This window comes from Nostoc sp. DSM 114160 (genome assembly GCF_053470305.1).
This window is the reverse complement of the sequence record NZ_JBPFGO010000001.1, coordinates 3,763,448-3,781,760: the sequence shown is the minus strand read 5'-3', so window position 1 is coordinate 3,781,760 and position 18,313 is coordinate 3,763,448. Positions and strand designations below refer to the sequence as shown.

The 18,313-nt window shown below is 39.2% G+C and carries 15 protein-coding genes and 3 pseudogenes; 10 read left to right on the top strand and 8 right to left on the bottom strand.

Annotation, left to right across the window (positions count from 1 at the left end):
- Window positions 1-44 precede the first annotated feature (44 nt).
- Window positions 45-845, bottom strand: coding sequence for an isopentenyl phosphate kinase (locus NSTCB13_RS16640; RefSeq protein WP_448265595.1), 801 nt, complete (start codon window positions 843-845; stop codon window positions 45-47).
- 134 nt (window positions 846-979) lie between these two features.
- On the opposite strand from NSTCB13_RS16640, the gene NSTCB13_RS16635 reads away from it, so the two are divergent.
- Window positions 980-1,240, top strand: coding sequence for a hypothetical protein (locus NSTCB13_RS16635; RefSeq protein ID WP_448270433.1), 261 nt, complete (start codon window positions 980-982; stop codon window positions 1,238-1,240).
- 6 nt (window positions 1,241-1,246) lie between these two features.
- Here the strand turns inward: NSTCB13_RS16635 and NSTCB13_RS16630 are convergent, their stop codons facing one another.
- On the bottom strand, window positions 1,247-3,175 hold the full coding sequence (locus NSTCB13_RS16630; protein ID WP_448273222.1) for a S9 family peptidase: 1,929 nt from the start codon (window positions 3,173-3,175) through the stop codon (window positions 1,247-1,249).
- A gap of 649 nt (window positions 3,176-3,824) precedes the next feature.
- Window positions 3,825-4,541, bottom strand: a complete 717-nt coding sequence (locus NSTCB13_RS16625) for a DUF2786 domain-containing protein (protein ID WP_448265594.1) — start codon at window positions 4,539-4,541, stop codon at window positions 3,825-3,827.
- 142 nt (window positions 4,542-4,683) lie between these two features.
- Here NSTCB13_RS16625 and NSTCB13_RS16620 point away from each other — a divergent pair, with 142 nt between their 5' ends.
- On the top strand, window positions 4,684-4,851 hold the full coding sequence (locus NSTCB13_RS16620) for a hypothetical protein (protein ID WP_448265593.1): 168 nt from the start codon (window positions 4,684-4,686) through the stop codon (window positions 4,849-4,851).
- Window positions 4,852-4,993: 142 nt separating this feature from the next.
- Here NSTCB13_RS16620 and NSTCB13_RS16615 read toward each other — a convergent pair whose 3' ends face one another.
- From NSTCB13_RS16615 to NSTCB13_RS16605, 3 genes and pseudogenes are all read right to left on the bottom strand, one after another.
- Window positions 4,994-5,503 (bottom strand): GNAT family N-acetyltransferase, encoded by a 510-nt coding sequence (locus tag NSTCB13_RS16615; protein ID WP_448265592.1) that lies wholly within the window; start codon window positions 5,501-5,503, stop codon window positions 4,994-4,996.
- A gap of 516 nt (window positions 5,504-6,019) precedes the next feature.
- The gene (locus NSTCB13_RS16610; protein ID WP_448273221.1) at window positions 6,020-6,832 is read right to left on the bottom strand and encodes an alpha/beta fold hydrolase; all 813 of its coding nucleotides are present in this window, start codon (window positions 6,830-6,832) and stop codon (window positions 6,020-6,022) included.
- Between the two features lie 254 nt (window positions 6,833-7,086).
- Window positions 7,087-7,743: pseudogene (locus NSTCB13_RS16605) on the bottom strand (ATP-binding protein); the annotation flags it as partial.
- Window positions 7,744-8,241: 498 nt separating this feature from the next.
- Between NSTCB13_RS16605 and NSTCB13_RS16600 the strand changes: the two are divergent.
- Complete coding sequence (locus NSTCB13_RS16600; RefSeq protein ID WP_445627604.1) at window positions 8,242-9,699, top strand: sensor histidine kinase; 1,458 nt, start codon at window positions 8,242-8,244, stop codon at window positions 9,697-9,699.
- Between the two features lie 122 nt (window positions 9,700-9,821).
- Here the strand turns inward: NSTCB13_RS16600 and NSTCB13_RS16595 are convergent.
- Both NSTCB13_RS16595 and NSTCB13_RS16590 read right to left on the bottom strand, forming a co-directional pair.
- Window positions 9,822-10,217: pseudogene (locus NSTCB13_RS16595) on the bottom strand (ISAs1 family transposase); the annotation flags it as partial.
- A 34-nt stretch (window positions 10,218-10,251) separates the two neighbouring features.
- Window positions 10,252-10,618 (bottom strand): annotated as a pseudogene (locus NSTCB13_RS16590) (IS5 family transposase); the annotation flags it as partial.
- A 412-nt stretch (window positions 10,619-11,030) separates the two neighbouring features.
- On the opposite strand from NSTCB13_RS16590, the gene NSTCB13_RS16585 reads away from it, so the two are divergent.
- The 7 genes from NSTCB13_RS16585 (at window position 11,031) to NSTCB13_RS16555 (ending at window position 18,295) form a co-directional block, all read left to right on the top strand.
- Window positions 11,031-13,337 (top strand): TOMM precursor leader peptide-binding protein, encoded by a 2,307-nt coding sequence (locus tag NSTCB13_RS16585; protein ID WP_448273048.1) that lies wholly within the window; start codon window positions 11,031-11,033, stop codon window positions 13,335-13,337.
- Between the two features lie 219 nt (window positions 13,338-13,556).
- A complete protein-coding gene (locus NSTCB13_RS16580; protein ID WP_445627606.1) occupies window positions 13,557-13,715 on the top strand; it encodes a LysM peptidoglycan-binding domain-containing protein in 159 nt (52 codons plus the stop codon).
- Between the two features lie 357 nt (window positions 13,716-14,072).
- Window positions 14,073-14,402 carry a 3D domain-containing protein gene (locus NSTCB13_RS16575; protein WP_445627607.1) on the top strand — a complete coding sequence of 110 codons (330 nt, stop codon included), beginning with the start codon at window positions 14,073-14,075 and terminating at the stop codon, window positions 14,400-14,402.
- 509 nt (window positions 14,403-14,911) lie between these two features.
- Window positions 14,912-15,412, top strand: a complete 501-nt coding sequence (locus NSTCB13_RS16570; protein WP_448273047.1) for a hypothetical protein — start codon at window positions 14,912-14,914, stop codon at window positions 15,410-15,412.
- A 19-nt stretch (window positions 15,413-15,431) separates the two neighbouring features.
- On the top strand, window positions 15,432-16,001 hold the full coding sequence (locus tag NSTCB13_RS16565) for an amidohydrolase family protein (protein WP_448273045.1): 570 nt from the start codon (window positions 15,432-15,434) through the stop codon (window positions 15,999-16,001).
- Window positions 16,002-16,036: 35 nt separating this feature from the next.
- Window positions 16,037-16,768, top strand: a complete 732-nt coding sequence (locus NSTCB13_RS16560; protein WP_448273043.1) for a hypothetical protein — start codon at window positions 16,037-16,039, stop codon at window positions 16,766-16,768.
- A gap of 135 nt (window positions 16,769-16,903) precedes the next feature.
- Entirely contained in the window at window positions 16,904-18,295 is a 1,392-nt protein-coding gene (locus tag NSTCB13_RS16555) for a radical SAM/SPASM domain-containing protein (RefSeq protein WP_448273042.1), read from the top strand.
- The last annotated feature ends 18 nt before the right edge of the window (window positions 18,296-18,313 follow it).

Below are 18,313 nucleotides of genomic sequence, written 5' to 3'. Positions count from 1 at the left end.
TAAGTAATTCGGATTAACTACCAACAGTTTTGAAATCATTTTAGTTAAAATGCCCTAATTAAAGTGCCTAGAGTTGGCGTACCTAAAACTGAAGAAGCTAAATTCCCTGGGATATTCCCATCAATTATCCAGCAGTCAATCCCTAAACTAGAAATAGTCAAAAACTCCTCAACTTTCTTAGCCATCCCGCCAGTAACATCTACTGATTTGCTCTTGCCCAAGAAAGGTTTAATCCGAGAATAGTTAGCTTGAGTAATATTGGAAACTACTTGCCCATCTCGATCGTATACACCTGCATAATTTCCAACATTTATGAGTCGAATTTTAAACTTACCTTGAAGATAGAAGTATTTCGCTAGTTCTGCAAGCATTGCATCTGTCGAGAGGACAGTACCACCAATAGCTCGATCTAGAACGACATCACCAAAAACTAAAGGAATCAAACCTGTTTTTAGACTACTTTCTATTACATTAAAGTCACTCTTCAATAGTTTCTTATTATGAGTAATTATCATAGTAATAGGTGGCAAACTTATTACTGGTAAACCTGCTTGTAAAAAACTTTTAGCTAGGAGGGAATTTAAATCTAAAGCATCTTGGTGAACTAAGCAAAACCCTAATTTTTCTTCATCACATGAAAAACCATTAATTGTATTATATTTATTCGCTGATTGGTGGGCAAAAGAACCAGCACCGTTACCAATAATCAGTTTCAGATTAGGATTTTCATGTTTGATTAGGCTCACTTGCTCAACCAGTTGTGTTATAACTTCTCTTCGAGCAGTATAAGGTTTATCCTTATCAGTAATTAAGGAACCTCCTAGCTTCACTAATACTAATTCCATAATCAAATATTAAATGAGGAAAGACATAAAATTATATGAAACTAATTGTAAACAAAAAAATCAAAATTACTAGTAATTTCAACGCAATTTAACAAAACGCATGAAAGTCAACAGTAAATTTTGGTTACAAAATAATGCAGCAAATGTTGTTACATCTACGTTGCCAATGGATAGCTGGAAGTTGGGATAATTTTTGCGATTCTATCTTTAACTCTTTTATTAAACCTCAAACTGATAAATTTGATACTTTAATTTTCAGGTTCAGCTATTATTCGCTGTTTAACCTTTACTCTAAACCCAATGCCGAGTTAAAAATGCACAAAGCGAGTAGTATTGCGGTCAAGCCTGTCGTGAAGCACCGCAAACTACTACAATGGCGGCGATCGCCTTGTTAGTTGGAGCTAAAAGTTTTCAATGACTACAGGCTCAACTGGTTGGGCAATTTCAAAATTGAAAATTCGTGAATAAAAGTAAAGTTCTGCTGACAAAGAACGCTTGATGTTTGCGGCTTTGCGGAAACCATGTTGTTCACCCTCAAAAGCAACATAAGCCACAGGCACACCTTTTGTTCTTAGCGCTGTAACCATTGCTTCAGTTTGATTGGGCGGAACTACTCGATCTTCTAATCCCTGGAAAAAAATCATTGGGCAGTCTAGACGCTCACTAAAGTTAATTGGCGATCGCTGTTGATAAATCTGACGCTGTTGTGGATAAGGGCCAACCAGACCATCCAAGTACCGTGATTCAAACTTATGTGTATCCCGAACTAAAGCTTCCAAGTCACTGACACCAAAATAGCTGGCTCCTGCTTTAAAAGTATCTCGGAAAGTTAAGGCACAAAGCGTTGTGTAACCACCTGCACTCCCGCCGGAAATGCTTAGACGAGCGCCGTCTACATCTCCCCGTGACACTAAGTAACGCGCACCAAAAACACAATCATCCACATCTACAATTCCCCAGTTTCCAGAAAGCCGTTGCCGATACTCCCGCCCGTACCCTGTACTGCCACCATAATTTACATCCAAAACCGCTATTCCTCGGCTAGTCCAATACTGAATGTTAAAATTGAGACTACTAGAAGTTGCTGCGGTGGGGCCACCGTGACTTTTGACAATCAAGGGCGGTTTTTCAGTCTCAGGAGCCGTATAGTCACGGTTTCGAGGTGAGTAGAAAAGGGCGTATGCTGTTTTGCCATCAGATGTTTCGTACTCAATGGCTTCAGCTAAAGAAAGATAACCAGCATCAATAGTTACATCACTAGAATACCGTAGTACTTCTAGCTCTTTAGTTGTCAGATCCAAACGGACAATTGCTGTTGATTGAGTTGGCGAGCTGGCGCGAAAAACTACCTGTTTAGAGGTGGCGTGCAGAGAGCTAATATCTGTGTAGGGCGTATTTATTAGTTCTAAGTTACGTGTTAGTGTATCAAGGCTTGCTAAATACCAAATGCCTTGCTGGGTATAAGTACAAATAATCTGGTTGGCAGACCCAAAAGCATAAGTGGACATCCCAAAATTCCATTGCGGCTGACCAAATTCTGCTTCCATTTGAGTTAGCGCTTCTACATTTTCATCTTGCCAACGATATATATTCCACCAACCTGTACGGTCAGAAACAAAATACAACTGACCATCTGGCGACCACTGGGGCTGAAAAATAGACTCATCTAAATCCCCAGCAATTTTTTGAGTATTTCCCAAAGAACCATCTGCCTTTAATTCCCCAACCCATAGTTCAGTCCCATCCCAAGGCATATTAGGATGGTTCCAAGTCAGCCAAGCTAAACGTGAACCATCCGGGCTCAGGCGAGGCGAAGCATAAAAGTCATTTCCAGATACTAATAGTTGGATTTTACGATCTTTGTCTAGTTCCACGCCGACTAAACTATTACTCGCCTCCTTTGTCACATCTGTATGATCTTCATACACACAAATAATTCGGTTGTTTTGACGATCGAAAACACCGTCTGCATAGCGTGTGGCAGCTATTGGGGTGATGGCTTGCGGTTCTCGATCGCTCTGTTGATAATATAGGCGTTGATCGCTAAAGTTGGAAAAGTAAACAGTGCCATTCACCACAAGAAAGGAACTGCCACCATATTCATGCACACGAGTACGCACATTGAAGCCACTAGGCGTGAGGGACTGGATTTCACCATTTGCACCCCGCCGCACTATGACATTTCTACCTGACTCTGATGGTCGTAACTCACTCCAGTAAATCTCTTCGCCACAGAGGGCAATTTGTCCCAACCCAATTATACTTGCGGTAATTAAGTCTGTTGTGATCGGCGATCGCCAACATCCGTAAGACGCTACTTCTGCTTTCATCACGCTCTATTCTGCTCCCTGTTCCCAAGAATCATACATTGTCTGTAGAGGCAAAACTCTGGCACACCCACTTATACTAATCCGTAATTCGTAATCCTAGCCTCTAGCTAGCAGCAAGCTACGTAATTGAAAGTTCTTTGATATAAATATTTTAGGCAACCAGATCGTTGGCGTCAGCTCTCACTGCCGGCCAACGGGTGCAAGACTCAAAGGAGGCCACTTGTATAAGAAAAACTGCTCTGAGCAAGGAGTTCAGGGCAGCACTTGAAAAGCGAAATAAAATAGGGGACTTTTAAAGCGTTGTCTCTTGGTTTATACATAATTCCTTTGGTATGTAATATTCTTCTTCTTTTGTTTTGTGTTTTTATGCAAAACTAACCAAAAATCTTGAAACTGCCGTCACACAAGAGTTAAGTGCCAGCATCAACACCATCCCTTCGGTAAGCAAGTCAGATGCGTGTAGACCATTGGTTTAGATTTGCCACTGAAGCGGTATACAATCATCACCCCTTCAACTCCATACAGGGGCGATCTGCGCTCTCACCCAACCGCGACTGCAATTCATACAGCGATCGCATAAAGCACTGCATGAGGTTAATCACTCCAAAATCTACTCTCATCACTACCGCTATCTCCTAATAAGTCTTAATTAACCTGGCAGATAGTGCTGTTGACTGCTACTAACTTGACGATTAAGAGAGACAGAATCAGCCGCAGATATACCAGAGAAATATCCGTCTTTTGAACCACACGATGGTAACGCCATTTGTTTAACTTTCACATTCTTTAGATATGCTTCTAACTCAGATTCTAGTTTTTCATAGAGCGCTTGCACGATAATGGCGGGTACTGCAACTGATTCAGTAGTTCCAGCAATCCCTTGATTTTTCTGTCGATCGCGATTCTCAAGAATCCTACTTACAAGTCTATTAGCAGCACCTAACTTAAAAGCATTTCTAAAAGTGCGATTGCCTTGGGCTTGTTTTGCTAATCGTTCAATGGTTTGTTCAAGATACTCAAACTGAATCCGAGTAGAGACGATATTCACTTTTCGCCCTAAGATAATCATTTTAGACCCGCTATGGTAGTGTCTAGCGATCGCACAGCAGTAATTCCCCCAACAAACACCACTTAGTAAAATAAATTTCCATGAGGTCATGCGTTTGAACTGGCGAATGACTTCTTCTTCTAGTGGTTGAGGTGTCCAATCTTGAAGTGAGGCGATCGATAAATTGTGCCGGGTTAGGATTTCTTGGGCTTTAGCTGCGGCGGCGCTTGCCTCTGCCTCGTTGGGAGATTGACTAAGTGCGAGTAGTTTTCTAATTTTGTCAGCGATTTTTTCTAGTTCTAACATCTGTGTCTGCATTCGTATCACTCAAGCAAGTTTTGAAAGTAAACATCCTTTTTAATATACTTGTGTAAAATGAAAAATGTAGCTAATTTTTATTCATACATAGCAAGCTTTGTAGCAATTATTCCTGCTAAAAACGGATATTCGCGATCGAGCCATGATTACTGAAAATGATGATTCAGTCGATGCAGTGAATAAACTAGTGAGAAAAATCTCTATTAAAGAAACCCAGCTAAAAATAGCCCAAGAATCGAATCTTATTCAGACTGCTGAAGCGTTAGAAAACCACCTATCCCAATTACAACAAGAATTGGGAGATAGTTAAGACACACAATTGCAATCATTGATGAGCTTTTGAAATGCTTACGACGGTAATTGAAATTCGCGGGAGAACGGCTGCGGTCAGAGATTGCTACAAACTCGAACTCAGCACAAGCGGCTTTCTTCAATCTGCTGCACTACAATTGTTAGATATCAGAAATGAACAAACTAACACTTTTACTATCTTTAGATAGTTTAATCATTCGCTCAAAGCTTAGTCCTAATTTTTTAAGCAGCTTTGCTGAATCATAATTGTCCGGTGTAGTGATAGCGACAATACGAGTTAAGCCGAAGGTTCTTCTCCCATACATCATGACAGCAGAAGCAGATTCATAGGCGTATCCTTTTCCCCGGAACTTAGGAAGAAAGGCAAACCCAACATCCACATCCTCCAAGGAATCTCTTTTTATCAAACCGCAAATTCCAATCGAGACGCTCTTCCCCTTTAGCTCAACCAAATACAGCCCGAAGCCGAAACGTTCATACATAGCAACCGGATTATTCAAAATATATTCACGAGCATCATTAAGAGTTCTTACACCTTTATCACCAATAAAGCGCAACCACAAAGGGTCATTCAATATCTCAAGAATGAACTCGCTATCTTCAACTGTTAGCCGACGAAGAACTAAACGCTCTGTTTCAAGAATTTTCATAGTCGAACACCTTGTTATTGATGTCTAACTATTTATTATATGAGCACGGGATAGGACATAATTTACAGCACTTTGCAAGTAAATGAAGTACACATTTTAATATGATAAATCTTGTGGGGTGGGCATCCTGTCCGCCCTTCTGTACTTCATTCAGATGAAATGTGCTGTATAATTACAAGAAATAAAATATCAGTTTACCAAAGTATAAAATCCATTTATCCCAATACTGATGCCAAGCATAGCAATTCAAAACAGCGATCGGATTTACTGGTAGCTGACAAATGCTTAAAAAATCAAAACCTCATTTTGGCCCGACTCCTGCTCGAAACTCGATTTTTCGTCATGATTCTGATTATTGTTGAGTGGTTTTACTAAACTCCAATCGATTGTTTATAACCTTACTTCTCCAATTTTTAGATTCCTGCTCAACCTTGATTTTTATTTTTCCTCTGCCTAAAGTGACAAAAGAGGGATAATTAGATAACTAGCCCACTTACTTAATTTCAAGGGTGATGGTTAAGTTTGAGGAGGTTTGCCCTGATGAGTTTGCTCAAGTTTACAAATAAAATCTAGTATGAATGATGTAAATTTCTCAGGATACCAGAGTCCCCATTCGTGAAATCCTTCTTTTACAATAACTAATTTAGAGCCGGGAATAATTGCCGCCATTTCTTGGGCGTTACTTAATGTCGTAGTTAAGTCTTTTTCTGACCATACTAGCAAACAAGGAGCTTGGATTTTTGGTAGTAGATGGCTGATATCTTCGTATAAAGAAATTAGCAATCCTTGAATGACATTTTTTGTATTAAATAACAAGTTATAGGAGAAAACCAAAGGAATATCAACTAATTTTAACCTGAGTCTTGGCAGAAACAGTTGAGCGGTCATTTCGATTGCCCTTCGCGGGATCATCTCCGGTATAGATGGTGTAGGAATTCCAGTACTATCTATCAGAATTACACTTCTGACTTTTTGTGGAACAAGTGTACATAAAGTAATAGCAATACCGCCACCGAATGAGTGTCCTACTAGATGAAATTCTTGTAAATCTAAAACTTCCAAAAATGAAAGGAGAAATTTGCTATAGCTAACGTAATCAGAAATTAGACCAGAGTAAGTCGATCTTGCAAAACTGGGCAAGTCAGGAGCAATTATAGTATAGTGCTGTGCTAGTAGTTCCAGCACTTCTTGATAAGGCTCAGTAGAGATTCCCCAGCCGTGTAGCAATAGGATGGGGGTTGAACTCGAATCCAACTTACTTTGCTGATAAAAAATAGTGCAATCTTGTAAATCGACCTGATGATTAGTTAATTGAGAGTTCAAAACCACAACCTCATTTACCATAACTCGGTAATTTATTTCTACTGTTATATAACAGTAGCAAGCCCACAGGGTTGACGAAACTTTCTCAAGGCTTATATAAAATCGAATTCGGAATTAATAAACTTAAATTAGTAGCACTTTCAAGAGAAAGATCTGTTGCCTAATGAAAGAAGAATTGGTATTACTGATCGCGGGGAAACCGCCGCATCATCTTCTGCAATGGCACAGCCTAGTCATCTGGCACATACACAACCTCGCCCGACATTGCCATCTGGCCATTGCACTGGAACCATCGGCAGTACCTTCGGATCTTCCAGGAAACGCTGGGTCAACGTTCCGTAATCATCGGAGAATTTTAACGACAGCGGCATTGTAAAAACCAAATGGCAGTTGAGCTTTGTCAAAAACTCCCCCTGAACCACAAACAAGTATACCTGTTGCGGACGACCCCACGGCTTAATCCGGTTATCTATGCGCTCTAGGAGTTCACGATTAATCGCCTCCAGTAGTCTGGTCTTCTGTGGCCCCAGGTATTGGTTGAGTTTCCCCCGCAGTTGAGGATCGCTTTTGGTTTTAGTTGTGATTTCACTAATTCCCAATGCTAAGGAGAATTTCTCTTTTTCTGCTGAGAAACAAACATCGCCTACTGGTGTTTTTACCCTTAGCCCTGTCACTTCCGAATCTAGCACTCTCAACACGCCTTGCAGCAATTCATAGAATTTGTTCGGTTCCGAGAGCATGATTTTCTCCAGGCTTTGGCTCACACGACGGGCGATCGCTAGCAAAACATCTGCAATGTCCACGTCTGTCATTTCTAAGTCTTCACTCGACTCAAAATATACTACGTGATAACCTGACTCTTCTAGTTCTACTTGTAACCTTACTAGCTCTGTCGATTTCCCACAGCCAATACAACCCATCATTTGTATTTTTGTAAACCATTGGGCCAAGTACTTGACGCTGGATTGCCTGTGAGATGCTTAGGCACTTTGCGACTTGTCGCAGACATCACTTCCTAAACACTTGGCTCAAAGCCTGTTTATTTCATAATACATTGTTGTTGATACAGTCTATGAGAATGAATTATAGCCTCAACCTTTATTATTTCGTTGTTTTACGACTCAACAGGACAAGTCAGAACGTTAATAAGCCAAATATAACAACTAGTTAATATTTGATAGCGATTTGGGCAAAATGATCTCAGGCTGTTCACATGACAGTAGATTTGGCCAAATTCTCTAACGATAACTTCTTCACCAGCAAATTTATAGATATGAGCAACTGTACCAAAACAAAATCTACGCATGGTTATCGCATTTTCAAATTACTTTACTCTGGTAATAGACAAATCAATTCACTGTATTGAGATATACATAGCTTTCTCAATGTCTAAAACTAAAAAATAGTGAATCAGTATGTCTATCGAAGAGTTAAATCAAGAGTTAATCAGCTTACGCCAATGCCTTCAGCAACTAAAAACAGAAAATGCTGAACTCCGCCAGACAGTTCTAGAATATACTAATCAATTACAGCAGCAACACAAGAGCGAACAGCAAGCTGCACTGCATGAGCGCCAACTGATAGAAGAACAACTGCAAACTGCTCAACAGTTTCTGCATTCTGTGATTCAAACAATGCCTGTAGCAGTTTTTGTCAAAGATGCGGTCGATCTGCGAATTATCTTATGTAATCGAGCCTCGGAAAAGTTAGCTGGTGTCAGTGCCGATGAAATTTTAGGGAACAACGACTACGACCTATTTCCCAAGGAAGAGGCTGATTTTTTTACCCAGCGAGATCGCGAAGCACTTAATAGTAAAACATTGTTAGAGATCCCGGAAGAAAGAATTCGGACAAAAAGCGGCGACACACGCATTTTACAGATTAAAAAAGTTCCGATTCTTGATTCTCAAGGTCAGCCTAAATATTTACTAGTGGTTCGAGACGACATTACAGAACATAAACAAGCAGAAGCTCAACTTAAACAGCAAGCAATAGAACTAGAACAAGCGCTCAAAGAATTACAAACTACTCAAGCTCAACTCATCCAAAGTGAGAAAATGTCTTCTCTAGGTCAATTAGTTGCTGGAGTTGCCCATGAAATCAATAATCCAGTTAATTTTATCTACGGCAATTTAACTTACGCTAACAAATATATCCAAGAACTACTAAATCTACTTTATCTTTACCGCATAAACTATCCTAATCCTGCACTTGAAATTCAAAAGACAATTCAGGCGATGGAATTCGATTTTTTAGTCGAAGATTTGCCAAAATTACTCTCTTCAATGCAATTCGGTGCTGAACGCATCCAGCAAATCGTGGTTTCTCTTCGTACCTTTTCACGGCTAGATGAAGCTGAGTTAAAAGCAGCAGATATCCATCAAGGTATTGACAGTGCTTTGATTATTTTAGAACACCGATTTAAAACAAAAGTAAATTATCCTCCAATTCAAGTAATTAAAGATTATGGCAAGTTACCCTTGATTGAATGCTATGCCAGACAGCTAAATCAAGTATTCATGAACATCTTGACTAATGCAGTTGATGCTTTAGAAGATTCATTAATTCAAGGGAAACTATCACATAACCAGCCACAAATTCGCATTTCTACTCAAAAAATAAATGCTCAACAAATAATCGTTCGGATCGTAGATAATGGCCCTGGTATTCCCGAACAAATTAGACAGAAGTTATTTGATCCTTTTTTTACTACCAAAGCTGTTGGTAAAGGTGCTGGGCTAGGTTTATCGGTTAGCTATCAAATTATTACCGAGCGGCATGGTGGTTCGTTAGAGTGTGTTTCTTCTCCTGGGTGGGGAGCAGAATTTATTATTACAATTCCAGTTGCACAGCCCAAACATTACTGTGCTTAGGTTACAGCCACGAATTGCCATGTCTCTTCAACTCTCTAGTCCAACCCACGATCAATACACTAATTTCTCTGAATGCTAAAGCACAAGAGCAGGGGACTGCTTTAGGTTTGAACGCATCTTATTTAAGTATCTCTAATGGTATTGGGCCTATAATTGCTGGAACACTTAGAGGCTAATTCTAAAAGTTTTTCTAAATATTTATTATCCATTGCTGCGAGAAATTGTTTATTTTTGATGCCCAGTTTGACGCGCTTCTCTTGACCTAAAATATTGACTGCTATCTGACGCAATACTGCAAAATTTTGTGGGGCATTATCTTTTCTAATCCGACAGTCATCCTCGTTTAATGCTACATCAAGTACCCAATGTAGCGAATTTTAAATCCCTCAATGATTGCGAACAGAATTTGCAAGTTTTTGAGCATTATTATCAAGACTACTAATAAAATAACGAGTTTCAACTGTTGTTTTACCATCTAATGAACGGACAGACTCTACCATGCCAACACTATTAAAGTTTGACCAAACTGATTCTGGGTCAAGCCGAGTTACCGCCATCAAAACCGTACACATCCCCCTTTTTTGGTCAGTTTTGACTGACTGTCTGCGGCGAGGGCGCTGGGTTGTGTTGATTTACCTAATTTTAAGCGAACCTGACCGCGCAGTGAATGGTTTAATTTTTCCCATACCCCAAAGCGCTGCCATTTGCGGTAGTAATTGTATACAGTTGAGCTGGGTGGGAAATCCAAGGGAAGCATATTCCATTGGCATCCTGTCTTCAGGTGATAGTAGATAGCATTGCATACTTCCCGCATATCAGTTGTGCGCGGGTGTCCTCCAAATTTCGCTGGTGGAATCAAGGGGGCTAGGATTTCCCACTCCATATCCGTTAAGTTTGTGAGGTAAGACTTTCGCGCCATACATAACTATGTAAATACACTATGTTTAAGGTATCTTATCGTTATCAGAACTCTTTTCTCCTCGCTTTTAGATTTACTTTATAAATAACCTCTGAGTTATTCCATTGCTTTTTATAAAAAGTTATGAGTTTTTATATGAGCTTTTATATTACCTTTTGAAATGATTTAATAAAAATTGTGTAACAATAATTTAAAAGCTACCTGAGATTCATTATAAATTCCGTTAAAATACAATGGGCGGAAATCTATTTTGCTTCTCAACTATCATTGATTGTACCAAAATTTGATTTCTAAATTTACTAAATACATCTAAACATGTTTTCAACAAAGAATAAAATCAATAAAAATTAACTACAAGTTAACTCTACTAAAATGACACTTTAATTAGTAAATAAACAATTAATAAAGCTCAATGGAACTTAAAATCCAATTTAATCCTTGTTATTCTGTTCAAACTATAGAAGCGGACAATATCTTTTTTTTGTCAGAAAGAGGAAAAGTCTGGTTAAACGATCATCTTTCTCATACTTTAGTTGCTTTCATCGATGGTAATCGCAATATTGACGAAATTATTGATACCATTCAACAGTCGCTACTGCAAGATCCAAAATCTTTACAGTCAGCTACCACTTTTTTCCAAGAAGTTCTCAATGTGAGTATTAAAGCCCAATATGCTTTATTACAAATGCAACAAAAGGGCTATCTTATTCAAGAAGATAATTCTCTCCCATCGCACTTAGAAATCTTCTGCCATCATCTTAATATTGCTCCCGCAGTAGCTCATCAAAGATTGCGCTCGACTAAAGTAGCAGTAAAAGCATTAGGTTCAGTTGCTGCATCTGACTTGATTGCTGTGCTTGAGTCTCTGCAAATTCAAGTAGCAGACGAAGGTGATTTGACAGTAGTTTTAACCGATGATTATCTCAATGTTGAGCTAGAGAAGTTCAATCAACAAGCCTTAAAATCGCAATCTCCCTGGATACTGGTTAAGCCATCAGGGACAATAGTCTGGATAGGCCCTTTATTTAATCCTCAGAAAACAGGTTGTTGGAACTGTTTAGCCCAGCGTTTGCGAGATAATAGACCGATTGAAGGGTTTATTGAGAGACAGAAGCAAATTTCTTCCCCTTTAACTCCTCCTTTAGGATTTTTGCCATCTACAATACAAACCGCTTTAGGAATGGCAGCCACAGAGATATTTAAGTGGATTGTCCAGGGGGAAAATCAACAATTAGAAAGCAATTTGATTGCTTACGATGCGATCGCACTGCAAACTCAAAATCATCGCTGGGTTAAGCGTCCTCAATGTTCTAGCTGTGGAGAGATGGTAAATGGGTTAACTAACAATCCCCTACCTGTTGTTTTAGAACACCGCCAGAAAACCTTTACCGTTGATGGAGGACATCGTATTTGTTCGCCACAAGAAACTCTCAGGAAATATCAACATCATATTAGCCCCATTACTGGCGTTGTGCGAGAACTAAATAAAATTCCTGGGAATGGATTAACTCATAATTACATCGCTAAACATCATTTTCTTAGTGTTTTCGACGATGTAGCTAGTTTGCGCCAAAATTTGGGGGGTAGAAGTGCGGGGAAAGGTAGGACTGACTCTCAAGCGATGGCTAGTGGTTTTTGCGAAGCGATCGAGCGATATTCTGGGGTGTTTCAAGGGTATGAAATTCGAGAAAAAGCCAGTTACCAACAAATGGGGGACAAGGCGATTCATCCCAATGTTTGTATGAACTTCAGCCAACAGCAATATCAGAATAGAGAGCAATGGAATGTTGGGTGTCAAGGCTGGTTTCAAAAAGTCCCCGAACCTTTTGATGAACAAAGAGAAATTGACTGGACTCCTGTTTGGTCTTTAACCCATCAGGAATTTAAGTATCTGCCAACGGCTTACTGTTATTATGGCTATCAACCATCCTATAAACCTGACTGTTGGGCTGATTCTAATGGATGTGCAGCGGGTAATACTCTTGAAGAAGCTATTCTGCAAGGGTTTATGGAGTTAGTAGAGCGTGATGCTGTCGCGTTATGGTGGTATAACTCTCTACAAAAGCCTCAAGTGGATTTAGATAGTTTCGACGAGCCTTATTTTCAAAACCTGAAGCAATATTATCAAACTATTAATCGAGAAATTTGGGTTTTAGATATTACCAGCGATCTGAATATTCCAGTTTTTGCTGCTGTTACTCGAAGAAGCGATCGCTCTGTAGAAGATATTGTTTTGGGTTATGGCGCTCATTTCGATGCCAAGATTGCTATTAGTCGAGCCTTGACTGAAGTTAACCAAATTTTACCTAACGTTTTATTTGCCAAAGCTGATGGAAGTACTGAATATCCCCCGTCAGCAGATGGCTTGGCGGTAGATTGGTGGAAAACCGCAACTTTAAGCGATCGACCTTATTTAGTTCCAGATAAGAGAATTGCTGCTAAAGTCAGTGGCGATTATCGCGAAATAGCAAGTGACGATTTACTTGAAGATGTCAAGCTCTGTCAACAAATCGTTGAGAACAATGGTTTAGAAATGCTCGTTTTAGATCAGACTCGTCCCGATATTGGACTTCACGTTGCCAAGGTAATCGTTCCGGGAATGCGCCATATGTGGAAAAGGTTAGCACCCGGACGGCTTTATGAAGTTCCGGTGAAAATGGGTTGGTTGTCAGAGTCACTTACAGAAGAGCGACTCAATTCTTTTCCCATGTGGATGTGAGGTTCTCCTTACTGAATGATCTTATTTTTCATGAGTTTTTCTATGAGTTCTGGGATGATTTTTATGAGTTTCAGAGACTAAGAAAAAAACTAATATCAAAGGTAGTTCACTGCGATTGAAGCTCACGTTCCGCACCCTCAATTGTCACAAACTGAAGGAAAGAATAAAAGCTTTAAAACCGCAATTTGATGCAAATCTCAATTTTTTAAGGAGAAAAACATGGCACAACAATACACTGTTAAAGCGGGGGACACATTATTTAGCATTGCGCAACAGTTTTATAAAGATGGCAATCTATGGGGTAAGATTTCTACAGCAAATCACAATCTGAACCCTAATAGTTTACAACCTGGTACTGTACTTCAAATTCCTGATTAGAACATCTGCAAAATAGCTATTACTAGCAGTAGTTACTAGGAATGCAGAAGGTTAGTTTGCTTGGCTAACCTTCTGCAACTATAACTAACTAAGGTTATGTGGGCTATCACCAACCTACAACACTAGGGCAAGATTATGGTTCCGATTGCGGCAATCTTATCGTCCCACTAACATTGATTGACAAAATGCGTTTTTTCTTAACATCTCACGGATGTAGTTTGCAGACACACTAGGGCTTGCACCACACCAACTTTCTGTCAATATCTAAGTTTTAACTTGATAAGAGTGCTTTCATTCCAAGTGATAGACTTTATTCACCAATTTGATGCAAAATCTCAATCTTTTAAGGAGAAAATCATGTCTACTGAATTGAATTTAGAAGCTACTTTTTACAGTAGAGAACAATCTACACTCCCAGACGGAACAGTACAGCCACCTGCTACTGGTGAGTTTGGCGTTACATTGCAACAAGCACGTGCCGGCCAATCACCTCTACAGTGTGCGGTAGATCCAAACGTTATTCCTTTACTAACAGACTTGACTTTAAGACTTTGGGATGGACAAGAAGTTTCTGCTAAAAGTCTAGATACAGGTACGGCTATTCAAGGTAACAGAATCGATATATATGTTGATACAAACGATGAAGCTATTAATTTAGGTATACAAAACGTAATAGCATTTTTTTAATATTGCTGTTTTCTGTTGCTGTGGCTTACTATCTTGTAGAGTCTCTAACACACCTTGAAAAGGCTGATTATAAGGTTGTAATTATAACGACCAGAGGCTGTTATAATTCAAAATTGTCCGCCACTTGCCTATAGCATCTGTTTCCAATTTCTTTATTTGTACGGAGTTTTTTATGTCATTTACAACGATACAACTTGCACAACAGATGCATAAACCAAATCTTGATATATGGACTTACTATAATCTACAAAATCAGGGGTCTTTCTTGATTCACTTTCGAGTTAAAATCCCTAAAAAGCCCATTCGATAATACTTTTGACTTTTGACTTTCGCCTTGCGGTAGTAGTACCATCAAGACGATTTCACCGATTGTTTGATAAAAATAGAGCTGACGCAACTGGCATGTAAAACTGTAGGATGTGTGAAGCTACCAAAAAATTTCAGCGCAGTAATCAGATTTGTAGCGTTACGCACCAATTCCCAATTCTGAGCCAGATTGATTAGAGATCATGCTAAACGGATATTCGATTATTGATGCGGATTCCCACGTTATTGAACCTCCCAGTATGTGGGCTGAATATCTCGAACCAGAATTTAAACAGTTTGCTCCCTCAGCAGACATGAAAATTCAAGGGGAAGACATTGTAAAAAAAGTTTCTAGGCAAGTTCGAGATAAGGGGAATAAGCAGATGATGGAAGCTCATCCTAATGCTTATTTCCAAAGCTACAATGTCGAGTCTCACGTTCAAGAGATGGTACAAATGGGGATCGATCTGGCATTCCTTTATCCAACTTATGGATTGTGGCTTTGGGCGATCGATACTATGCAACCGGAAGTTGCTGGCGCTTTTACCCGTGCTTACAACAATTGGTTAAAAGATTTTTGCAGCTACGATCCAGATAGGTTGAAGGGGGTAGGAGCAATTAATCTGCACGCACCAGAGTCAATGGTGCATGAATTGCATAAAATTGTCGATTTTGGCTGGGACAGCAGTATTTTTACGCCCTAACCCTATCAAAGGAAGACTATTGAGCGACTCCGCTTACGAGCCATTTTGGACAGAATGCGAACAACTAGGCATAGCAGTAGGTATTCACGAAGGGACTCACAGTCGTTTGCCAACTACAGGTACAGAAAGGTTTAACACTCGTTTTGCTACTCACGCTTGCTCTCATCCGATGGAACAGATGATGGCTTTATTAGCTTTGATCGCAGGAGGAGTATTAGAACGTCATCCAAAACTGAAAGTGGCTTTTCTAGAGTCCGGTTGTGGCTGGCTTCCTTACTGGCTGTGGCGACTAGATGAAGAGTATGAAAATTTAGCTTGGGAGGATACAATTCATGATAATGTCAAAATCAAGCCATCAGAGTATTTTCGTCGCCAGTGCTTTATTGCCATAGAGCCTTCAGAACCATTACTGGTTCAGGCGATCAAATATATTGGCACGGACAATTTAATCTTTGGTTCGGACTATCCCCATATGGATCATAAGCCGAACATCGTTGCAGAAATGGTAAAGCTTGAGGAAAAATTATCGAAAGAAACTGTGCAAAAAATTCTTTGGGATAATCCTTGCCGTTTTTACAATTTGTTTTGAAAGTTATCACAATATTAGAAAGACGAGGAAAAATCATGTTTGGAACTAGAGATTTATTTATTAAAGGTGAAAAGATAAGTGAAGTAACAGATAGCCTTGTAAAAGGCTATGTAGATCAGTTATTAAAATTGTCAGAACAACATCCTAATGAAAAACAAGAAGTAGTATCGAAATTCTTGAAAGATACGCTTCTCGAAGCTCCTCAAAACCTTTTTTTTCTAAACCGACTTTATCAGCAAGCTAAACAACTTTCTCAAATTATTGCCTATATATGGCTTAATGCTGGTAGTTCAGATATTCATATGTCAGACACTGCAAAACAATTAGAGGAATATTTTATACACCCTACTGAAGAAAATTCCCCAAATGTGCCTGGTGGAAAGTTGAAATATCTATTGAAAGCTAATCCTAAAGATAACTCGTCGGAGGAAAATGTAGAAGCCAAGTTACTCCGTGAGGTCTTTAAAGATTATCAATCTAACGAAAATTTGATTTTTCCTATATTTAATGACTTTGAACTAGAAAATGACCAAAATTCAAAGGGTCTTGGTTATTTGTTTGAAGTCAATGTTAATGCCTTTAATGGAGTGCTAGAGGACGTAGATCGAAATAGTCCTAGCCTTTTTAAATTTGTCATTCCCTTTCCTCCGCGCCCGCAAATTGGCGAGGGTACTGTTACTTATTCTGAATTGGAACACTGGATTGCGGATAGAAAAGAAGGGAAATATTTTGCAGACAACCCTTATATTCCTACAACTTGTTCTTAATTTAAGATAAGCAAAGTTTTACAGACTTAAACATCTTAATCTTCTGAAAGCATAAATTGCTAAAGACTCCACCCATGCCTAAAACAAGGGTGGTTCTTTTCTTCATTGGTGCTATCCAAATCCTGTAGAAAAAATATGACTATTAAAGACCCTCAAAAGCTTTTACCAATTCAAATCCGAGACAATTGGCAAATATCGGATATGGTGCTGGAAATACCACCTCATGGTATTCCCTTACAATCAAAAAGTGTAGAGAGACTTGTGGCAGCAGTAAAATCTGGAAAAAAAGTAGTTGCTTTCAGACCTTCCCTACCTGTTTCATCAGAATTAGGCTTACCTGCATATCCGACCCTAGCTTATTTGTATCCCCAAGAGTTAAGTAATATCTGGAGTCAGTTATTACAAGAATTTGAAAGTAAAAATCAGGAGATTTTTGGCATTCCAACACCCTTGACTATTATTTCACAGACCGATATTGATGAACAGTTACATTACTTTGGAGACTATTATGGCACGGCTGTAAAACCTTCTTATGTTAGGGCAATTGTCGGAAATACCTGCAATCTCAAATGCGTAATGTGTCCATATCATAGTTCTTTGCTTAAGCCAACACATACAACAGATTTCTTCACAGGTAATAATGCAATGTCCTGGAAGATGATGGAAAAACTAGCACAAGAATGTGGGGAACAGGGAATTACGATCTTAATTGGCAGTGTGGAGGAGCCATTGCTTCACCCGAAGATTATAGATTTTGTTCAAATTTGCAGAGAACAGGGGGTTCCCAGAGTTCATATAACTACCAACGGTCAACTGCTAGATGAAAGTCGAGCCATCGCATTATTGCAAGCAGGTCTAACCAGTATTGATATTAGCATTGATGCTGCTGAAACCGATACTTACTTAAGAGTTAGGGGTGCTAATCTCAACCGAGTCGAATCTAATGTTATCAATTTTCTGCGACTGCGCGATCGCTTGGGAATTCCCTGTGAGGTGAGGACATCATTTGTCAGAAATCAAGATGTAACTATTGAAGAAGAACAAAAATTTCGAGAACGTTGGCTAGCAAAAGCAGATAGTGTTTTTGTTTTGAATTTAGCTGAATATAAAGAAACTAATATGCGTCTTAGCAAGATTAACGACGCTCTGCAAGATTCGCTTAAACATTATATTCAAAAAGCGCAAGGGAGATGGGCTTGTCTGTTTCCCTTTATAGAAATGGCTGTTTTGCCTGACGGCAGAATATACTACTGCATTGAAACCTTATTTAGACTTGGTTTTGATAAGGATATCGCTAGTCTGGGAGATTACAATCAACAAACTCTGCAAGATATTTGGAGTGGAGATTTATTTAATCAACTTAGACGCGATTTAATGCTTAATCAGTTAAATAATAGGTCGGCTTGTAAAAACTGCGACATGTGGAAGTCACAGGTTATTAGTAGAGCTTTTAAAAATAGGCTTCAAGTTACCACCACTATGATAACTGAGATTTATCAGAGAACTGACTCCAAGGTAAAAACATAAAATTAAAAAATTTTTCAG